At 38.2% G+C, this 19,683-nt stretch carries 17 protein-coding genes and 1 pseudogene; 8 read left to right on the top strand and 10 right to left on the bottom strand.

Annotated features, from left to right (window positions below):
• Positions 1-619: 619 nt before the first annotated feature.
• A complete protein-coding gene (locus tag AC1DIV_RS12305; protein ID WP_477576499.1) occupies positions 620-1,840 on the top strand; it encodes a murein hydrolase activator EnvC family protein in 1,221 nt (406 codons plus the stop codon).
• A gap of 461 nt (positions 1,841-2,301) precedes the next feature.
• Here the strand turns inward: AC1DIV_RS12305 and prsW are convergent, their stop codons facing one another.
• The 5 genes from prsW to qoxA form a co-directional block, all read right to left on the bottom strand.
• The gene (gene prsW / locus AC1DIV_RS12300; protein ID WP_477576498.1) at positions 2,302-2,940 is read right to left on the bottom strand and encodes a glutamic-type intramembrane protease PrsW; all 639 of its coding nucleotides are present in this window, start codon (positions 2,938-2,940) and stop codon (positions 2,302-2,304) included.
• A gap of 754 nt (positions 2,941-3,694) precedes the next feature.
• A complete protein-coding gene (gene qoxD / locus AC1DIV_RS12295) occupies positions 3,695-3,979 on the bottom strand; it encodes a cytochrome aa3 quinol oxidase subunit IV (RefSeq protein ID WP_477576496.1) in 285 nt (94 codons plus the stop codon).
• Between the two features lies 1 nt (position 3,980).
• The gene (qoxC, locus tag AC1DIV_RS12290; RefSeq protein WP_477576494.1) at positions 3,981-4,577 is read right to left on the bottom strand and encodes a cytochrome aa3 quinol oxidase subunit III; all 597 of its coding nucleotides are present in this window, start codon (positions 4,575-4,577) and stop codon (positions 3,981-3,983) included.
• Entirely contained in the window at positions 4,577-6,523 is a 1,947-nt protein-coding gene (gene qoxB / locus AC1DIV_RS12285) for a cytochrome aa3 quinol oxidase subunit I (RefSeq protein ID WP_477576492.1), read from the bottom strand. The genes qoxC and qoxB overlap by 1 nt, the downstream gene beginning before the upstream one ends.
• Positions 6,524-6,610: 87 nt before the next feature.
• Positions 6,611-7,546 carry a cytochrome aa3 quinol oxidase subunit II gene (gene qoxA / locus AC1DIV_RS12280; protein WP_477576490.1) on the bottom strand — a complete coding sequence of 312 codons (936 nt, stop codon included), beginning with the start codon at positions 7,544-7,546 and terminating at the stop codon, positions 6,611-6,613.
• Positions 7,547-8,294: 748 nt separating this feature from the next.
• On the opposite strand from qoxA, the gene AC1DIV_RS12275 reads away from it, so the two are divergent.
• From AC1DIV_RS12275 to AC1DIV_RS12265, 3 genes are read left to right on the top strand one after another with little or no spacing between them, the layout of a single operon-like run.
• The gene (locus tag AC1DIV_RS12275; RefSeq protein ID WP_477576488.1) at positions 8,295-8,546 is read left to right on the top strand and encodes a FeoA family protein; all 252 of its coding nucleotides are present in this window, start codon (positions 8,295-8,297) and stop codon (positions 8,544-8,546) included.
• Positions 8,539-9,234, top strand: a complete 696-nt coding sequence (locus tag AC1DIV_RS12270; RefSeq protein WP_336864945.1) for a FeoB small GTPase domain-containing protein — start codon at positions 8,539-8,541, stop codon at positions 9,232-9,234. The genes AC1DIV_RS12275 and AC1DIV_RS12270 overlap by 8 nt, the downstream gene beginning before the upstream one ends.
• A 32-nt stretch (positions 9,235-9,266) precedes the next feature.
• Positions 9,267-10,634 carry a nucleoside recognition domain-containing protein gene (locus AC1DIV_RS12265; RefSeq protein ID WP_419721594.1) on the top strand — a complete coding sequence of 456 codons (1,368 nt, stop codon included), beginning with the start codon at positions 9,267-9,269 and terminating at the stop codon, positions 10,632-10,634.
• Between the two features lie 434 nt (positions 10,635-11,068).
• Here the strand turns inward: AC1DIV_RS12265 and AC1DIV_RS12260 are convergent, their stop codons facing one another.
• Positions 11,069-11,803, bottom strand: a complete 735-nt coding sequence (locus AC1DIV_RS12260) for a ZIP family metal transporter (protein ID WP_336864949.1) — start codon at positions 11,801-11,803, stop codon at positions 11,069-11,071.
• 134 nt (positions 11,804-11,937) lie between these two features.
• Here AC1DIV_RS12260 and AC1DIV_RS12255 point away from each other — a divergent pair.
• Together AC1DIV_RS12255 and AC1DIV_RS12250 are read left to right on the top strand one after the other, a co-directional pair.
• Positions 11,938-12,988, top strand: a pseudogene (locus AC1DIV_RS12255) (flavin-containing monooxygenase).
• A gap of 66 nt (positions 12,989-13,054) precedes the next feature.
• Complete coding sequence (locus AC1DIV_RS12250) at positions 13,055-13,381, top strand: ArsR/SmtB family transcription factor (protein ID WP_336864951.1); 327 nt, start codon at positions 13,055-13,057, stop codon at positions 13,379-13,381.
• Here the strand turns inward: AC1DIV_RS12250 and AC1DIV_RS12245 are convergent.
• The 4 genes from AC1DIV_RS12245 to AC1DIV_RS12230 all read right to left on the bottom strand — a co-directional run bounded on the left by AC1DIV_RS12245 (position 13,375) and on the right by AC1DIV_RS12230 (position 18,181).
• Positions 13,375-14,304, bottom strand: coding sequence for a cation diffusion facilitator family transporter (locus AC1DIV_RS12245; RefSeq protein ID WP_336864953.1), 930 nt, complete (start codon positions 14,302-14,304; stop codon positions 13,375-13,377). The two genes, AC1DIV_RS12250 and AC1DIV_RS12245, sit on opposite strands and share 7 nt — an antisense overlap.
• Before the next feature lie 807 nt (positions 14,305-15,111).
• Positions 15,112-15,246 carry a hypothetical protein gene (locus AC1DIV_RS12240; RefSeq protein WP_340874166.1) on the bottom strand — a complete coding sequence of 45 codons (135 nt, stop codon included), beginning with the start codon at positions 15,244-15,246 and terminating at the stop codon, positions 15,112-15,114.
• Between the two features lie 257 nt (positions 15,247-15,503).
• Entirely contained in the window at positions 15,504-16,361 is an 858-nt protein-coding gene (locus tag AC1DIV_RS12235) for a cytochrome c oxidase assembly protein (RefSeq protein ID WP_477576486.1), read from the bottom strand.
• A gap of 467 nt (positions 16,362-16,828) precedes the next feature.
• Positions 16,829-18,181: an alkaline phosphatase gene (locus AC1DIV_RS12230; RefSeq protein ID WP_340874164.1), complete on the bottom strand. Its 1,353-nt coding sequence runs from the start codon at positions 18,179-18,181 to the stop codon at positions 16,829-16,831.
• A gap of 215 nt (positions 18,182-18,396) precedes the next feature.
• Between AC1DIV_RS12230 and AC1DIV_RS12225 the strand changes: the two genes are divergently transcribed.
• Together AC1DIV_RS12225 and resA are read left to right on the top strand one after the other, a co-directional pair.
• Positions 18,397-18,582 carry a hypothetical protein gene (locus AC1DIV_RS12225; protein WP_340874163.1) on the top strand — a complete coding sequence of 62 codons (186 nt, stop codon included), beginning with the start codon at positions 18,397-18,399 and terminating at the stop codon, positions 18,580-18,582.
• 573 nt (positions 18,583-19,155) lie between these two features.
• Positions 19,156-19,683, top strand: coding sequence for a thiol-disulfide oxidoreductase ResA (gene resA, locus AC1DIV_RS12220; protein WP_340874162.1), 528 nt, complete (start codon positions 19,156-19,158; stop codon positions 19,681-19,683).

Genomic DNA, 19,683 nt, shown 5'->3' with positions numbered 1-19,683 from the left:
AATTCAAAACGGGCAGAAAGCTAAGCTTCTGCCCGTTTTTTTACTCACTCGTTGTTTCACCTTCAGTGCTTTTGTAACAGTCACTGAGAATCTAAGGGCCCTCAATTCCTCTCCTAATTCTCTTAATATGCTGTTTATAAATTCCATTTATTTAAACTATTTTCACGTTCAACTTTTCGACCATTTACGTCAATGAAATACAAATGTAATGCTTTTATATTATTTCTTGTCGATCCCTGATGATATAATAAATCCCAGTAAAATAATGCTATTAAATTGTGCTAGATAAAAATAAATGTGTACATAAAAAATGAATTTGAATCTGAATAGTCCCCATTATTATTGACCTCGTGTGATCAGTTTATCCTTTGTTTTATATTTGGTTGCTTAAAATGCTTAGATATAGTTTCCCTAAATATAAAACTATTAATTATAGTGAAAAAACATACAATTTTTATGCTTGAAATGCATTCATTTCTGTTGGTGTGACAACTCGCTAATAATAATTTAATACTGAGGTATTTTTGATGCTATCTTCTTTTTGAAGATTCGCTTTAAAACTGTATGGGAATCTTTATATAGGAACAGATTCAAGGGCATTACCAGGAGGAACAAGAGATTGAGAAAAAAGATTTTATCGTTAGGATTTGTTGCCTTAATAGGTACCGCTACCATAACTAATCCAATAACCCAAGATTTGACCTATGCAAGCGCAGACCTAGAGCAAAAAAAAGAAAATATAAAAAATGAACGTTCCGATGTAGATACAGACATTAAAAAGAAACAAAATGAACTATCAAATCTAGAGGACAAGCAAAGAGTCCTTGATAACGAAGTAATGGAACTCGATAAGGAAATGAAAGATACCAATGAGCAAATTCGTGAACTTCAAGGTGAAATGGATGAGACTAAACAAAAGATTAAGGAATTGAAAGTAGAAATTGCGGAATTAAAAGAACGTATAAAAAAAAGAAATGCCATTTTAAAAGAAAAGGCACTTGCCTTGCAAGAAAGTGGTGGTGAGGTTGAGTACATAGAAGTGCTACTAGGTGCAAAGGACTTCAGCGACTTCGTAAGTCGTGTTGGTGCGGTAAGCACAATGGCCGAAGCTGATAATGAAATATTAAAGGCTCATGAAGAAGACAAAAAAACACTTGAGGAAAGTGAAACGGAACTAAATAACGAATTGAAAGATCTCGAAATCGGACTCGCTGATTTGGAATCATTAAAACAAGAATTAAAAGGACAAATCGCTAAAAAAAATAAGCTTATTAATCAAGTAAAAAAACGACAACAAGATACGGAAACATCCATTTACGAATTAGAGGACGAAGCGACCTTCCTTAAAGAACAGGAGTCAGCCATTCAAAGTGAAATGGATCGCCAAGAACAACTAGGACGGGCCAAGAATTCAAAGCCAACTGTCACGAGTTCATCTCAATCGGACATCACGAGTGGTAATTTCATGTGGCCGGCAAAAGGGACATTCACTTCCGGATATGGCTCTCGTTGGGGTAAACTCCATGGAGGGATTGACTTGGCGAACCCTGCAGATAATGTGCCTATCGTCGCGGCAGCGGATGGGACAGTTATTCGTTCCTATTATTCTAGTAGCTATGGCAATGTTGTTTTCGTCTCCCATAATATTGAAGGTAAGGTTTACACCACCCTGTACGCTCATATGGATTCACGACTGGTAAGCAACGGACAATCTATAAGTAAGGGGCAACAAATCGGATATATGGGGAACACCGGCCGTTCAACAGGTAAACACCTACATTTTGAAATACATGATGGTGCCTGGAAAAACCCTATTAATCCTATGCAATTTTTAAAATAGAAGGGCAACTCCTGAAATCGAAGGGTTTTAGGAGTTTTTTTGTACCCTAAAACGGCGCAAATGTATTTTACATTTATGCATCCCCTTCCAATTTTTTCGATTTGAATACCAAACAGCAACGTTAATTCCCTCCTTCCATGTTAGATTGTTGGACAAATTGAACTGTATATTTATTAAGGAAATTTCAAAAATTTTAATGTTCCTATTTACGAAATTACACAGATTTCACTGGTATGTGAAAATGCTCTCAATTCGTTTTTGAAGTCACCTGCACATTAGGCTTTATGTGAACTCTCTGTTTTTCAAATTTGTGGCCCTGATCATCTTTCACATGGGCGAAAATAGGAACAAAAATTTGCTTGGTTTTTACTTAAGTAAGACAAGACCATGTATGCGTATAATAATAAATGCAGGAATTTCATATGGAATGCTTCAAATATTAATCTTTTTTAAAGGATGGTTTAAACCATCCTTGCCTTCTTAACCTTATTAATGCCTAACCACCATAGGAATAACATGAAAGGTAACATCCAGTATATCGTAAAACCACCCTTTAACAGTATCAAGTTATATAGCCCATGTAAGATGAATGGAATGAAAAAGGCCAAGAACAAATAAGGACCTGCATTAGATAGCGAGAATTTTCCTTTACCAAGATAATACCCCATAATCACGCCAAAGAGGGCGTGGCTCGAAACCGGCAGTAATGCACGGCCCATAGCAATATGCACACCATTTGCAAAAAGATACAGGATATTTTCTAATGTGGCAAACCCTAATGAAACAGCTACCCCATATACAATCCCATCATATGGCTCATCGAATTCGACATGGTTGTATATAGTGAAAAACAAAATGAACCACTTGAAGAACTCCTCTATAAAAGCGACCGTCAGAAAGGAGGACAAATACATATTTTCAATTATTTGTTCCTCCTCCATTATATATTCCATGAACATTAGAGGGAAAACCAGTAATGCCCCGTATAAGAAGGACCTTAACACCAAAGATAATGGCTCTGTTTCATTCTGGTCATTTAAATAAAAATAACAAAGCAAAGCCAGCCCTGGCGCTATGGCGGCAGAAAGTAAAACCAGCATGAATAACTTCTCCCAACTTTTTCTAAGTTTCACAATGGTAAAGCTGTTACACCTAAGGCTTTGGTTAACCACCCACCTTTGCCAATTCAATCAATTATTGTTTTTATTTTTTTAAGGTGATCCTTTAACGATGTTCTTCTTTCATAATGAAAAATTATAATCTGTATATATTTTACTTGAAAAATACCCAGCTGATAACTGATTCAAGTGTAATTTTCAGAATTGAAGAAAAAATCTTGGTTCACGTATCCGTATTACAGCCACAGCTTTTAATTATTTCAAATGCTATTCAAGGGGCGCTGCGATAGCTCTTAATTAGTTTTGATAGCATCGATTATGACGACTCAAAAGTTCCTCGGAAAATCAAAAATTCAAACAAATTAATAAGATGGTAAATTGAATAAAAAACAGAAAGAGGCCCATTACAGGCCTCCATCTTGTCCTAGATAGTAATGAGCGGGGTAGTAAACTCATTACGTATATTATACAAAAAAAGTATGCATTTTGTTTGCAGATTCTTTGAATTTTATTAGGCAATTCATATTTTGTGGCCCTCACTTTACAAGTAGCAACATGATTATTCTGAAGTAGGTAAACTCCCCCGTGACCCTGTACACCTTTTCCTATGTTTCAGAGGTAATTCATTTTTTCACCTAGGGGAAAGCAAATGGTGTGACCCTGGTTTTTGCCGAAAATCTTATTTATGTGCAAAAAAACTGGGCGTCTTGATGACGCCCAGTTTTACCGGAATGGATTATTGGAATCCCCAAATCATTGTTAGCATCGTACCGAAAATTGTAGCCAATGCAACGAACAATCCGTAATAAACATTTGTGTAAATCGATGCTTTATCTTCAGACTCTCCTGCGTGCATGAACAGAACTAACTGAAGGCCTGCTTGCATGAAGGCTGTCACAAGTAAGATGACGACTCCCATCTTAAGTGAAAGATCGAACACTAACACTGAAAGTGCAACCACAGTCAGGATTAGTGAAAAAGCAAATCCCATTACTTGTCCACGTGGGAATAGTTCTTTCATATTACATCATTCCTTTCAAATAGATGAAACTGAATATGAAAATCCAGACAACATCCAAGAAATGCCAGTAAAGAGAAAAAATGAACGCTTTGTTTGTGGTTTCTGGAGTCAAGCCGCGTTTTTTAATCTGAAGGATAATGAATGTTCCCCAGAATAAACCAAGTGTAACGTGAGCTCCATGTGTACCTAGAGTAGTAAATAAACTAGATAAGAAACCACTTGTTTGAAGAGTCGCACCTTCATGAACATACTCCACGAATTCATAGATTTCGACTCCTAAAAAGCCTAAACCCAGAAGAAGTGTAATAATGAAGAAATTGACCATCGCTTTCTGTCTACCAAGTCTCATTGCATGGATTGCAAGGCCAATGGTAAAACTACTTGTTAAAAGAAAAACTGTTTGGAGCATTAGGGTTGGTACTTGAAATAGTTCTTCCCCTGTAGGACCATCTCCGGTACCTTTAACTAGTACAAAATAAGCGGCGAACAATGTAGCGAAAAGAGCTATTTCTGCTCCTAAGAAAATCCAGAATCCAAAAATCTTTAAGCGATTTTCTTCCGTGCTATATTCTAGTGGCAGCGAGTTATCTATTTTCATTACTTAGCACCTCGCAATTTATTTTCAGTTTCTTCGATCTCTTTAACAGAGATATAACGTCCGTGATCTTTTTCGAATGAACGGTGAGCCATACAAGCAAAGATACCGATCGTTGCGATGATTGCAATGATCCACATGCTGAATACCATTGCAAAGCCCCAAACGAAGAAGATACAGCTCATGATAAACGGCACGCCACTGTTATTTGGCATATGAATCTTTTCTACCTTACCACCAAATAATTTAAAGCCTTTTTTCTTTGCATCCCAGAATGCTTCTGTAGAATCAACTGTTGGCACAATTGCAAAGTTGTATTCTGGTATTGGTGTATGTGTAGCCCACTCTAGAGAACGTGCATCCCATGGATCGTTTGAAATATTTCTTGATGCATAACGAGTGCTCCAATAAATGTTGTATACGATAAGCGCGAAACCTATTGCTAAGCCAACTGCCCCAATGAAAGAAAGCATATTCAATGGACCATAGCCAGTTGATTCAGAATACGTATACATACGACGTGCTTGCCCATCTAAACCAGTGATGAACATTGGGAAGAATGTTACATTAAAGCTGATTGTGATAAACCAGAATGCCCATTTCCCGATTTTTTCGCTTAACATGAAACCGAACATTTTCGGCCACCAGTACGTAAAGCCAGCAAGTACGGCAAATACAGTACCAGGAATCAATACGTAGTGGAAGTGAGCTACTAAGAACATTGTATTATGGTATTGGTAGTCAGCACTTGCCATGGCAAGCATAACCCCTGTTACCCCACCGAGTGTGAAAATCGGAATGAAAGCTAAGGAGTAAAGCATTGGGACGGTAAATACGATTTTACCTTTCCAAAGTGTGAACAACCAGTTGAATATCTTAACGCCGGTCGGAACAGCGATTGCCATCGTTGTGATGGAGAATATGCTGTTAACCATTGTACCTTGACCCATTGTATAGAAATGGTGAGCCCATACAACGAAAGATAGAGTGGAAATAGCTACCATGGAGATAACCATCGAATTATATCCATACAGGTTACGACGTGCAAAAGTCGAAATGATCTCACTGTAAATACCAAAGGCAGGAAGAATTACGATATAAACTTCAGGATGTCCCCAAACCCAGAACAAGTTCGCCCAAAGCATATCGCTACCGCCATTGGACATCGTAAAGAATTGAGTTCCGAATAGACGATCCATTGTCATCAACGCAAGTGCCACTGTCAATACAGGGAAAGCGAAAACGATAATGAAGTTTGTGATCAAGATAGACCATGTGAACATTGGCATTTTCATTAAGTTCATGCCAGGAGCTCTCATTTTCAGGATTGTTACGATAAAGTTGATACCTGTCAGTAATGTACCGATACCAGCTATCTGAATGGCAATTGCGTAATAGTTCGAACCGACTGATTCACTGAAATCGTTACTTGCCAGCGGGAAGTAAGATGTCCAGCCTGCATCAGGAGAACCACCAACTACGAATGAGATGTTAAATAGCATCGCACCCATGAAAAATAACCAGAAGCTTACTGCGTTTAAACGTGGGAATGCTACGTCACGCGCTCCAATTTGTAATGGTGTAACGATGTTCATTAACCCAATGATAAATGGCATTGCCATAAACAGGATCATCACGACCCCGTGTGTTGTAAAGATTTCATTATAATGCTGTCCATCCAAAAGACCGTTATCTGGAACAGCCGTTTGAGCACGCATCATGAGAGCATCGGCGCCACCACGGAAAAGCATAAGTAGTGCTGACAAGATGTACATGATACCAATACGTTTATGGTCAACTGTTGTTAACCACTCACGCCATAAGTAACCCCATTTTTTAAAATAGGTAATTCCTGCGACAACCGCGATCATAGTTAAGCCAATGGCAACCATCGATGCATAAATCGCAGGACTTGGATGAGGTACGGCAAATCGATCAAAGTAATCCATACTCTTTGTAACTCCTTTCGTAACGTTATTACATTAATGGTAATAAGTTAAAGCCTGCTTTACTATCGGACGTTCCTTAAATAATAATCATTCATGGTTCATGTTACTGTGGTCAGAATTTGTTGAACCTTCGCCTTCATCGGATTCTTTAGAATCATTTTCAGTTTCACTAGTATCTGATGATCCGTGGTTACTATGACCTTCTGGAGCTGGTGAAAACTTCAAGTGAGTTCCAGTGTATGTGGATTGCCCAACATGACCGGGCTCTAATAATTTATTGAATTTCTCTTCTGTGATTGGTTCAGCAGTAGCTTTAATTTCATCTACCCACTTAACATACTCTTTTGGAGGCATCACCTTAACGTTGAACGTTTGCTCGGCAAAACCAGACCCACTGAAGTTTGCATTTCGACCCATATAGTCACCTGGAGCATAAGCTGCTAAGTGTAATGTGTTAACCATATCGGACATCGCATATTTTTGTCCTCCAAGTTGCGGAATCCAGAAACTAGAGATTGGTCCGTACGAATAAAGTTTAAATTCAATCGGTCGGTTCGTTGGTAAAAACAGGTAATTGACTGTTTCGATATCTTCTTCCGGATAACTAAAGTGCCACTTCCAATTCGATGAAGAAGCATAAATAATTAATGGTTCCTTATCTTCATATCCTTTCGGGGTTGCCTCGACTTCAGAAGTCGATTGAACAGTAACAACTGAAAGGAAAGCGACGATTAAAATTGGGATTGCAACCCAAATTATTTCAAGAGTCTTACTTCCTTCAATGTGAGGTGGTTCATAATCTTCACGCTGTTTGGAAGCACGATATTTCATTATCATGAAGATATAAAGTACAACCACAACAAGAACGACAAACGCCATTGTCCAAATTGATATCATAATGACATTTGCTTGTGTCTCAGCTACAGGACCCTTAGGATCTAAGATCATTAATGGGTTATCGCAACCGGTAAGCACTGTGGCAATGGTAAAAAGTATAGTTAATAAAGCCCATTTCATTTTCATAGTACTACCCCTTTCTTATATAATAAAATTCCAATTGTTAATTATTCGGATAAAGTGTTACCATATTCACATATCCCGACATACTCATATTAATCCCAAGTTAAAAAAAAGACAATATAAAGTGACATCTGTCACATAAAGTTCATTAAAGAGCAGTAAGAAGATGGTAATTGAACAGAAATGTTCGAAAATCTTTCTGAAATGAAATATAATAACTATTTAAAATCTACTTGTTGAGGAGTTTACTTTTCTTTTAAGGATTTACTAGTGATTCAGCCATTTATCTTATTTTAATATAATTCTGTATAATTTTTACATTACACCTTAGCAATAACTCAAACTGAATATTCACTAATAATTTTCAGTTTAAGTGGTCCTTTCCATAGTCCTACTTAATCCTACTTTAATCAATGGGCCCTCACACCACCTTCAATAATCTGAATTTTCTGATAAATAAATTTAAATATTTGACTATGTTCTCTAACCATAACTTCAAATATAAAATGTTATTCCAAAATATCCACTCACAAATTTTTCATATTTCTTTCCTGGTGCATGAAATTTCAGACTAAGAGGTAATTTTAAAATCTCATTTAAGAATGCAATAGCCAATATCAAAAAATGAGTAAATGTTTAAATTTAAAAAAATTCTTAAAAGGTTGGATTTCCTTTGACAATTTAAGCATATATCCCATAATATAAAATAAAAGTTGCGCATGGTAAAAAAAAATGTAGAGGAGAAATATTGATGGAGTTGTCTAAAAAGTTATCATTGTATGATGGAAACAAGGGAGATTTCATCCGCATCAAACATTTAAATATTGTTGGCGTCATGCGGCGAAGGTTACTCGATTTAGGATTTGTTCCTGGAGCCGTTGTCGAAGTGATTCGCAAAAGTCCGTTAGGTGATCCTATTGCCTTCCGTGTAAGCCAAACATCCATTGCTTTAAGAAAAGAGGAGAGTCAAAAGATAGAAGGGGAGTTGATTCAATATGAGTGAGACGTTTCGAATAGCCCTTGCCGGAAATCCCAATACAGGCAAAAGCACTTTATTTAACCTTCTTACAGGTTTGAGGCAGCATACCGGGAATTGGTCTGGAAAGACTGTCGATATGAAAGCTGGAACCTTTTCTTTCAAGGAAAAGCAATATGAAATCATTGATCTTCCCGGGACCTACTCCCTATATTCAAATTCGTTGGACGAAGAAATCGCCAGGGATTACATCGTGTTCGAAAAGCCCGATGTCACTATTGTAATTCTTGATGCGACAGCAATGGAAAGAAACCTGAATTTGGCGTTACAGGTATTGGAAATGACCGAAAAAACAATCATCTGTATAAATTTAATGGATGAGGCGGAGAAATTAGGAATCCATATCAATGAAAGGGTTTTAATGAGGCGATTAGGCGTTCCCGTCATTAAAATTTCTGCACGAAACAAAGAAGGTATACCCATGTTGCTTGATACCCTTGATCGTTTATTAATGGGAGAAATACAGTGCACCCCTTTCCATATGCCCTATGATGATGAAATCGAACAAAGGATAAAATCTCTTGAACCAATGGTGCAAAAGATTTTCGGCGCTGGCCTTCCTACTCGATGGCTTACCTTACGTCTCCTGGATGGGGATAAGGACTTGTTGAGGCAAGTGGAAAAGAGAAATACCATAAATGAGGTATATAAATAATGGAGATGAACACATCGAAAGAACAGCATAATATGGATGAACTATTTCAACAGGCGGACCGTCTTTCCTCTTCACATATTCGAGATCGAATAGTCGAACAGCTGTATAAACAAAGTAATCAATTAATCAAAGCAGGAGTTACTTTCTCAAAAGCCCAACATAACGAGAGAACGGAAAAATTGGATGCTATTTTCACTTCTCCAATTTTCGGCTTTCCCATCATGTTGGTTATGTTGGGGACGGTATTCTACTTAACCATCGCCGGGGCCAACATTCCATCTTCAATGTTGGCCGACTTTTTCGGATGGGTTGAAGGTTATTTGACTGTTTCCTTTAATAATATCGGCGCACCTGATTGGCTACATGGGGTTCTAGTACTTGGATTATATCGCGGAACAAGCTGGGTGATCAGTGTCATGCTTCCACCTATGGCCATTTTCTTTCCTGTCTTTGCCCTACTTGAGAATTATGGATATCTTCCACGAGTAGCCTTCAATATGGACCGATTATTCAAAACTGTAGGAGCCCACGGGAAACAATCCCTTACAATGGCGATGGGGTTCGGGTGCAATGCAGCAGCCGTCATGTCCTCCAGGATCATCGAATCTCCTAGGGAACGTATGTTAGCCATCTTAACCAATAATTTTGTCCCTTGTAATGGACGTTGGGGAACGTTGATTATTCTATCTTCCCTCTTTATGGCCTCGGGTTTCACTGGGGGGATGAATTCAATAGTGACGACTTCAGTGATTGTTGGAATTGTGATAGTCGGCATAATGACCACATTCCTTGTATCGTGGGTACTTTCCAAGACGGCTCTTAAAGGGGTTCCCACACATTACACTCTGGAGCTCCCTCCTTATAGGAAACCAAAATTTTTCGATACGGTCGTGAGGTCGTCTTTGAACAAATCGCTATCTGTTCTCTATCGTGCCATAAAAGTGGCAGCCCCTGCAGGTATCTTAACCTGGGTTCTAGCTAATATACAGATTGGGGATATGAGCATTCTTTTATACATCGTTAACTTTCTGGACCCGTTGGGACAATTAATCGGACTGGATGGGTATATCCTAATGGCTTTTCTAATTGGTCTGCCGGCAAACGAAATTGTTTTACCTATCCTGTTAATGGGATATCTATCGACGGGATCGTTAATGGATGTCGATGGGATCGAGGATCTAAAGCGAATTTTCCTTGACCATGGGTGGACCTGGGTAACGGCATTGAACATGATGTTATTTTCCCTGCTTCATTACCCTTGTGGTACGACACTGGTCAATATATATAAGGAAACAAAGAGTTTGAAATGGACATTCTGGTCCTTCATGATACCTACCGCGATTGCCTTCCTGGTGACATTTGCGGTAGCTCAGGCAGCCCTTCTATTCGGTTGGGGTTGAAAATAATTCATTCATTTTATAAGAGGAAAAAAAGGAGAAGTTAAGGGGGAAGGACGTGTACATTGGAATAGGAATAACCATAATCGCACTTGCGTTACTTTGCTTTATAACAGGGTTACTCTTGTTAAAGGACAATAATAAACATTGGATGGTGATTGGTGTAATTTCTCTAGCAATACTAATTGCTATTTCAGTTTTTCTATCATTGAATGGCAATGGTTAGGTCACTTGTAAAAATCATCATCAACCAAAAGGAGTTATTTTAATATAAGGAGTACGTCCTTTTTAGATTTGAGAATCCTGCCCTCAATTTGGGGCAGGTTTTAATTTGTTAGATACAAATTTGTCATTATAAAGACAAGTCACATAATCCATCAATAGCTTTTACCTACCGTTTTAAGTATTCACTTCTCTACCAAAGCTAGAACTATTTTTCAATGGCTAAAGGCAGCGATTTGCAGGAATAGAAAGGTTAGAAATCCAGCCAAAACAGCCCCGACCATTAATGGGGTGAAACGGTCGGAAGCCCCCTTCCATAGTATTTCATAGAGAGTGACATAACTAAGGGTACCCAGAGCTGCTCCCAAAAGCAGGGTTTGAATCTTTATTGAGCCAGTATTTATTGTCATTCCAAGATATGAAGTCGTACCAACTGCTAAGGATAGTAAAAAGCTAAACACCCAAAAGACTTTAGGGTTGGCATTGGAAACCATGACTGAAACCATCATGACCATTCCTTCGGGAAAGTGATGAATCAAAATGGCCGAGAACAGGGCTGAATTTTGGAGTTGCTGGTCCTGAAAACTCATGCCTAAGGCCAAGCCTGTAGGAATGCTGTGAATGAAGAGTGCAAGGAACAGGAAAATGTACATTTGGGGCTTCTCGAAATGTACACCTTTCATGTTATGCAGAATATGATCCATAAATAGCATGAAGACGATTCCTGAGGAGAAGCCAGCAAGTATACCAAGTGAATCATAATCACTGATCGTTTCCGGAAAGATTTCCAATCCCAATAACCCAACCAATAATCCACCACAGAACATGTGTAATAGCCGATAATTCCTTCTCAAGACACCCTCTACATACTTTGTGGCCAGACCACCTAAACCAGTTCCAAGGAAAATCATCATCATTATAAATAGGCTGACTTTTAAACCCTCTGTCATACTTTACCTCCAATAATAAAAGTTTGTACATTATACTCAAAATTGGGGGGGTTAAGTTCTTTTATTTTGCCTCGGCCCTGAATCATCAATATCACGAAATATGAATATATGCTCATATTTCAAAATTGAGGTGAATGACTCTGACTATTTTAGATGTAATCGTCGTCGGGGCCGGTCAGGCCGGTCTCTCCATGGGGTATTGGCTTTCAAAGAGCGACCACATGTTTATCATCATTGATGGTGGGATCCGTATCGGGGATACTTGGAGAAAGAGGTATAATTCTCTGACTTTATTTACACCAAGATACCTTAGTTCTCTTCCAGGATTACCCCTAAAGGGACCCCAACAAGGATTTCCCACTAAAGATGAGGTTGCAGAGTACCTTGAACAATACGCCATTACTTTTGATTTACCCATCCAAATGGAAACAGAAGTGATGGTTTTGGATAAACAGGACGACAATTTTTTCCTGACGACGACAAAAGGCACATTTCAAGCAAGAAAAGTCATTATCGTGACAAGTCCTTTTCAAACACCTTTCATTCCGGAAATTGCTAGGAATCTTTCACCCCTGGTATTTCAAAATACACTCTTCATCGTATAGGAAACCTTCCCAACTAAGACCTGGGAACGCCGTAGTCGTGGGTGGAGGTAATTCAGGGAGCCAAATCGCAGTCGAACTAACTACCACGAGGCAAGTATATCTCTCGGTAGGGAAAAAACGCGACACCTACCGTTGTCCATTTTAGGAAAAAGTACATTTTGGTGGTTCAACCGACTGGGTTACTGAAGGCGAAAAGGATCCTAGAATTGGGCAAAAACTTAGAAAGGCAGGTGATTCGATTTTCGGTTATGACCTTAAGGAATTTACAAGAGATAGTAAAATAAAAATCCTGCCTCGGACCATTAAATGTGAAGATCAGTCAATTGGGTTTTTGGACTATGAGAATTTAAAAGTCCAGAATTTCATTTGGGCAACTGGCTTTAAGTCTTCTTACAGTTGGATTAAGATTCCTCACGTCTGTGACGAAATGGGTAACCCCATCCAATCCAGGGGTCTAACTAATGTTAAAGGCTTGTATTTTTTAGGTCGGCCTTGGCAGCATAAGCGCGGTTCGGCCCTTTTGACGGGAGTCGGCAGAGTATTTAGTAAGGGTTATGCAAAAAAAATAAAAAAATCATAGGTATGAGATACCCATGATTTTTTTAATACTTCATTATTGTTATAATCAAAATTGGGAGTTGATCACATGGAAAACCAAAATGATAACCATCTGAATTTAACAGAAAATCTTGATGAGGAAACATTGTTTATCGTGTCGCAAACTTTTAAAGCATTATCAGACCCGACTCGCTTACGCATTCTACACTTACTGTTTCACGGGGAATACTCTGTAAATGACATTGCCGATAAACTATCTTTGCTTCAATCGACTGTATCACATCAGCTTCGCTTTCTTAAGAACTTGCGTTTGGTGAAATTCCGAAGGGAAGGAACCACCCTTTTCTACACGCATGATGATGAACATGTTTTGGATCTCCTGAAACAGGCCATTGAACATGCCAATCATCAATAGTTACAGGTACCATGCGGACTGGCGCAGCCCTTATCTGCATTCTCAACCTGGAGCGTACTGTGTTCAAATCCAAATTCATCGTGAAGGATCTTTTGCGCTTGATGGAGTATCGCATCATGGCTTCCATCCCCACCGAACACGATGTGGCAACTTAACATTGGCATCTCCGAAGTGATGGACCAGATATGCAGGTCATGAACATCTTCAACTTGAGGGATGCCCTGTAGTGTTTCCTTCACTTTTTGTATATCTATCTGTGAAGGGGTACCCTCCATCAGGACATGGAAGGATTCCCTCGTCACCCTCCATCCGCTAATGATGATCAAGATGGCCACAATGATACTGGCAATAGGGTCAGCGATCCCCCATCCAAAGAACATGATTAACAACGCAGCCACTATGGCCCCCACTGATCCCAGCATGTCCCCCAGGACATGTAAAAATGCACTCCGCACGTTCAGGTTTGAGTCCTTATCCGCTTTCATTAAGATAGCTGCAGCGATGATGTTCACGATTAACCCTAGAACCGAGATCAATAACATCCCAATGCTTTGCACTTCAGGGGGATCCATCAATCGTTGATACGCTTCATAGAAGATGTAAAGGGAGATGGCAATCAGCGTAATTCCATTTAAGGAAGCCGCAATGATTTCGAACCGTCTATACCCGAATGTATTCGTGGCTGACGCTTTCCTTTCCCCTAACTTGATGGCAGTTAAGCTAAGCCCTAACGCAGCTGCATCACTAAGCATATGGCCTGCATCGGACAGTAAAGCCAAACTGTTCGTCACCAGTCCACCAATTACTTCCACAATCATAAAAATAGTGATGATTATAAATGATAAAAATAATGCTTTTTTATTTCCCGACCCGTGACTATGACCATGTCCGTGACCATGGGAATGTCCGTGATTATGTCCCATCCCAACACACCCTTCCTATATATGAATATATGCTCATATATATATTATGTAATATAAATTCATTTAGTTCAACATTTTTTTACTATTCCCCACATAAGGATTTAAAAAACAAGATCCAGACTTTTTAACTCTCTAGCCGTTATCAGCTAAAGCATAATCTACGTCAAGGATACAGATTCCGCTGCTGTTAAGTTTTCGGAAGATGTTTTCAAGTTGTTTATTGTGTGCACTAAAAGGTTTTGGAATGCACCAAGTTGTGACGGTTGAGCAGAAAAAAAGAATCCATTGTCTAAAACAACTTCAACACCTGCAGAACTTCCCACTTCTTTGCTTGTAATTGAAAGTACTACTGAAGAATCTTGGATATATCGGCGAAATCTTTTATTAAACATAGCTCTAAATTATTATAGTATTGTTAATTACTTAAACAACACTATATGCTGGTTTTCGGCCATGATTGGGATCGTAATATCTTTCTTCTGTAAATTGACCCCTAATGCATTTATCTTTTTAGCAATCAAATATATAAAGATTGGAATCCTCCATGCTTCCCCATGCAGTTCAAGAAAAACAACAAATATATAGGAACATAGGTCTCTTAATATGTGAGTATATCTATCCTTGTTAAATTGACATAAATATTATTTTAATCCTAAAAAAGCCTAAAAGAGTTCCTTCTCTCTTTTAGGCTTTCATAATCTATCGAAACAATAGGGAGATTCAATACAAAAACCAGTTCTAGTACTCCCCCCTTTTGGAATCAGCACTTTGCCCTTGACAATCTCAACTTTTTGTTTTAAATTTCGTTTATTTATTTTCACGCTCAGTATCCAATATGTGAGTTGGAGGCTCTTCCTTATCTAGCATTGAGGTATGATTAATATAAAAGTATGCAATAATGACAAATGCAAAAAGAATTACATAAATCACCCTATTATCCATACTTGTTCCTCCTTACGAACTCTTTTATAAAACTAAATGGAATTTTAGTTTATCATGCGGAACAAGGTTTGTTTAATTTTTTGTATGTATCTTACACTGAAAATCAAATTGATAATATAAAATAAATTAAGCCTAAAAAAGCATGGAAAACCATTCCTTTTTTTTCATCCTATGTATTAAAGAGTCCTGCAAATGGGTTACCTGGAAACGCCAATCATAGTTTGACTGGTCATTACACAGAACACCATCTAAAGGTTTTAGAAGTTATGCATATCTTTTATACGTTCCAGCCTTACTTTATCTTCAAACTCTGTTTTCTTCCTTTCATCTCGGGTCCATTGAAAGAATATACAGAATAGTGCTGTTCCGTATATGACTTCCTGCAAGATTTTCATGACAATGCCACCAGACTGTTGATCATCGAGAAGGGATACCCCTGGCACCCTAGGTACGTTTAGATATGTTTGATATAAAATCCCCTCCGAAAAGATGATCAATGCGCAAGCTGGGGTTAGTAACATGCCCATCCCAAAAATGTAGCCGATTTTATGCAAGGGCTTCATGCTATTAACTGCAGGATTCAGCGATATGACCGGCCACCACATAAAAAAGGCAGTAGGCAATAGAATCGCTATGGATACATTCATCCAGAGTGTACTGGACATGATGGCATCAAATATAAATGGTATATGATAAAAAGAAAAGAGCACATTAAATGCCAAGATTGCAATAACAGGTTTAGTAAAGACCCTCCATACTTTCCTTAATGGCCCTATGCCCAATATCAAGTCGACCATCCTAGTAGGCAGGCCTGCCAGTATCAGGGGAGGTACAGCCAGGTAAATAATCGATTGCTGCAGCATATGGATGAGGAATAAATAATGCCCCCACATATTTAAAGGGCTCCCCTTTGCAATGAGAAAGAGAAAAATTCCAAACAGAAAGGAAAACTTTTTTAAACGATTCACCGGCCCCATGCCGCTAAACCTACTTAACCGTTCTCGTTCCCCTATAGCAAATAAATAAAGACCCGCAATACATATGAGAACCAATAGTAAAAAGGGACTCCATCCCATCAGTAAATTAAATTCGACCGTGTGATTCATTTCTGACATTGGAAATCCTCTCCTTTCGCTGAAAAGATAGTATTGAATACTTTGTAATCCAGAAGATAGGAAAGAAGTGATTCAAGAAATAACCTGACTACCATTAGAGATGGAATGTAAGGCTTACCTTCCTATGGCTTGTTATTAATTTATTGAGTTCACTTCCCTTCACTATAAAAAAATAAAGACTTCAAAAAGCACGAGTATATTTCACAGATCTCTTTATCTTAGTTTGAATATACATGATTGTACAACAACGGTTGTTTTAATTCCAGAAAACCCATAATTATGACACAATTAAGCATATTTACAATTTTTTTATGGAGTAAGGTTTCTCGTTCGGGCGAGACCAGGGTATTACAATCTAATTAATATGAAATCATGTTCAAAATAATTTCCTAATGGACTAGATATGTAGTTATTTAGCATAAAAAAAGACGAAACCGGGTTTCGTCTTTTTTCATTGCCTTTTGTCTTTAACGCTTATTGCTGTCCTTCAAAATATCAAAAATGATCTTGGCATTGTCAGTATTGTCTATCAGTCCGGAAAAACGTTCTTTACCTGGGCCAAATGCGTAAACCGGTACGTCCTCGCCCGTATGTCCACCAGATGTCCAACCAGTAAATGAGCGATTGTTGAAGATTTCTTCGATGGCATCATCCACCTTTTTTGTCGCGACAGCACCTTGAACAGATTTAATTTCTTCCTGCGTCAGTTCAAGGTCGATATATTTCTTCAGTGTTTTCTCTACATCTGCACCTTTTAAAATTTCAGCAGACATAAAGTCTGGCGTGCGCTTAGCTGCTTTGATAGGCTCTGAATCCCAGTTGTAAACTCCGTCACTGCCGACACTAATACCACCAGTAGAGTGATCTGCCGTTGCGACTACTAGCGTATTTCCATCCTTTTTAGCAAACTCAATGGCTGCTTTATATGCTCGCTCGAAGTCATCCATTTCACTCATCGCCGCCACTACATCATTGTCATGCCCTGCCCAGTCAATCTGGCTCCCCTCGACCATCAAGAAGAATCCATCTTTATCCTTCTTTAATTTCTTGATGGCCGTGTTGGTCATTTCCTCTAAGGATGGCATTTCCTTGGTACGGTCGATCGCTTTTGGCATACCGCCTGGGGCAAACAAGCCTAGAAGTTGATCATCCTTATTCTTTAACATGTCTTGCTTATTGGTAACATAGCCAAACCCGTCTTTTTCGAACTCCTTGGTCAGATTCCGGTCTTTACGGTTAAAGTTCGAGGAACCTCCACCCAATAGTACGTCTATTTTATGCTTTCCGTTTATCTTTTCGTCGTAGTAGTCATCTGCGATTGCATCCATGTTTTTGCGATTCTCATCATGGGCACCGAATGCTGCAGGTGTAGCATGGGTGATTTCAGAGGTTGCTACCAAACCTGTTGCTTTACCCTTAATCTTTGCGGTCTCCAAAACGGTTTTTACTTCTGATTTGTCATTATCCACTGCTATGGCCGCATTATACGTTTTTACGCCACCTGACATGGCTGTTGCAGCCGAGGCGGAATCCGTAATGTTTTGACTTTCATCTTCCGGGAAGGTCATTTGACTACCGACTTTATATTTATCAAATGTCGTTCTATCAAAACCTTGTGTATTAGGGTTATCTTTCATATAACGATGGGCTGTAATATAGGATTCACCCATCCCATCACCAATCAGGAAAATCACATTTTTAGGCTGTTTCTCCCCTTTTGCCTGAATTGGGTCTTGTTTAACGCCAACAACCCCACCAATCACCAATGATGATATCACAGCGAAAGGAATCACTTTTTTTGCTATTTTTTTATTCAGCATTGCATTGCCCCCTCAAATTTGTATGCTTTAACTATAGCTCCCTTTTATTTATTTCTCGTATTATAAATGTAAAGGAAAGTAAATTAAGTGTTAATATAGTTAAAATAAATACAGAATTCAAATATCCATTTAATAATATAATAGACAAAAATTAATAAATATGAAAAAATGTGCATATAACCATGTAAAGGGGAAAATTAAGGGAGTGATTGAATATGGAATTCCTGTCACAGGCGGGTATGAGTAAGGATGCCATCTATATTATTTCAACTTATTTGGTTTTATCATTATTATCTATACTCGTAATCTATGTATTTAAGAGAAAATCCAATAAAGAAATCCAAAAGTTGGAGGAAAAATATAGGGTTGACTCCGAAGCTAAAGCCAAACAAGACAAATAGACCTGATCCTTTTTGGAGCTGGTCTTTCTTTATTCTGTTATAAGATAGTAAACGTACGGACATTAAAGGTAAAACACATATCAGAAAAGGATTGCAACCGTAAGATGAGCAAATCTGAAATTTTCCGTTAATTCTTTCTACTTTAATAAGAAAGATAACGTTTTTGTTAATAATCCCCGTAGTTTTTCAACTTAATTGGATGTTGTTGTAAAGCATCTATTCAGATTGCCAGGCCATTAGTACAGCATCAGTTATTTTTCCTCCCTTACAATACCGACATGAAAAGGGTGCAAAATAAATTATCCACTTTACAGACCTGGAAAAAATGCACCTAAATAATGAACTCAGAAAGGATTTTTTGTAACCATATTAGGGTTATTCGTAAATGGTTTCACAGCTCCACACTCAAGCCGGATGTATTAGTCTGAACTCTATAAAATTTTGCACACTTTTTAATGGAGACAGTCTTATGCATTTAATCGGTCTATTTTTTTGAATATATCGAACTTTTTAATTAATATTATATCGTACAATCATTATATTATTGATTCGAATGAAAAAGGGAGAGTAAAAATGAAAACTAAAAGATCAAGGTTAATTTTGCGAACTAGTCTTTTACTTATTATGGCTTTAGCAGTGGTCTATGCTCTTTATCTAAATTTCTTTACGGAAAAAATTCGCGTTCAACCAGGTGATCCAGCACCTGACTTTGTACTTGAAAATATGGAAGGTGATAAAGTTCAGCTATCGGAACTCAAAGGAAAAGGTGTTTTCTTGAACTTTTGGGGAACATGGTGTAAACCATGTGAAAAGGAAATGCCCTATATGGAGCGTCAATACAATTATTTCAAAAATCAAGGGGTTGAAATCTTGGCAGTAAATATAGGTGAAAGTGACGTTGCAATCGAAACATTTGCCAAACGGTATGGCCTAACATTTCCAATACTGAAAGATAAGAAAAGTGTTGTTACAGAAACTTATGATATTACCCCTATTCCAACCACTTTTTTAATTGATAAGAACGGCATAGTAACGAAAGTGATAACAGGAAGTATGACAGAAAGAGATATAGCAAATTACATGGAAGAAATAAAACCATAA

Source organism: Peribacillus sp. 05N428 (assembly GCF_056397085.1).
This window is presented reverse-complemented; position numbering and strand designations above follow the sequence as displayed.

Excerpts from the sequence above, each read along its gene's own strand:
- prsW (WP_477576498.1), bottom strand. The coding sequence starts at position 2,940 with ATGCTGGTTTTACTTTCTGCCGCCATAGCGCCAGGGCTGGCTTTGCTT.
- qoxD (WP_477576496.1), bottom strand. The coding sequence starts at position 3,979 with ATGAAAGAACTATTCCCACGTGGACAAGTAATGGGATTTGCTTTTTCA.
- qoxC (WP_477576494.1), bottom strand. The coding sequence starts at position 4,577 with ATGAAAATAGATAACTCGCTGCCACTAGAATATAGCACGGAAGAAAAT.
- qoxB (WP_477576492.1), bottom strand. The coding sequence starts at position 6,523 with ATGGATTACTTTGATCGATTTGCCGTACCTCATCCAAGTCCTGCGATT.
- qoxA (WP_477576490.1), bottom strand. The coding sequence starts at position 7,546 with ATGAAAATGAAATGGGCTTTATTAACTATACTTTTTACCATTGCCACA.
- AC1DIV_RS12275 (WP_477576488.1), top strand. The coding sequence starts at position 8,295 with ATGGAGTTGTCTAAAAAGTTATCATTGTATGATGGAAACAAGGGAGAT.
- AC1DIV_RS12270 (WP_336864945.1), top strand. The coding sequence starts at position 8,539 with ATGAGTGAGACGTTTCGAATAGCCCTTGCCGGAAATCCCAATACAGGC.
- AC1DIV_RS12265 (WP_419721594.1), top strand. The coding sequence starts at position 9,267 with ATGGATGAACTATTTCAACAGGCGGACCGTCTTTCCTCTTCACATATT.
- AC1DIV_RS12260 (WP_336864949.1), bottom strand. The coding sequence starts at position 11,803 with ATGACAGAGGGTTTAAAAGTCAGCCTATTTATAATGATGATGATTTTC.
- AC1DIV_RS12250 (WP_336864951.1), top strand. The coding sequence starts at position 13,055 with ATGGAAAACCAAAATGATAACCATCTGAATTTAACAGAAAATCTTGAT.
- AC1DIV_RS12245 (WP_336864953.1), bottom strand. The coding sequence starts at position 14,304 with ATGGGACATAATCACGGACATTCCCATGGTCACGGACATGGTCATAGT.
- AC1DIV_RS12240 (WP_340874166.1), bottom strand. The coding sequence starts at position 15,246 with ATGGATAATAGGGTGATTTATGTAATTCTTTTTGCATTTGTCATTATT.
- AC1DIV_RS12235 (WP_477576486.1), bottom strand. The coding sequence starts at position 16,361 with ATGTCAGAAATGAATCACACGGTCGAATTTAATTTACTGATGGGATGG.
- AC1DIV_RS12230 (WP_340874164.1), bottom strand. The coding sequence starts at position 18,181 with ATGCTGAATAAAAAAATAGCAAAAAAAGTGATTCCTTTCGCTGTGATA.
- AC1DIV_RS12225 (WP_340874163.1), top strand. The coding sequence starts at position 18,397 with ATGGAATTCCTGTCACAGGCGGGTATGAGTAAGGATGCCATCTATATT.
- resA (WP_340874162.1), top strand. The coding sequence starts at position 19,156 with ATGAAAACTAAAAGATCAAGGTTAATTTTGCGAACTAGTCTTTTACTT.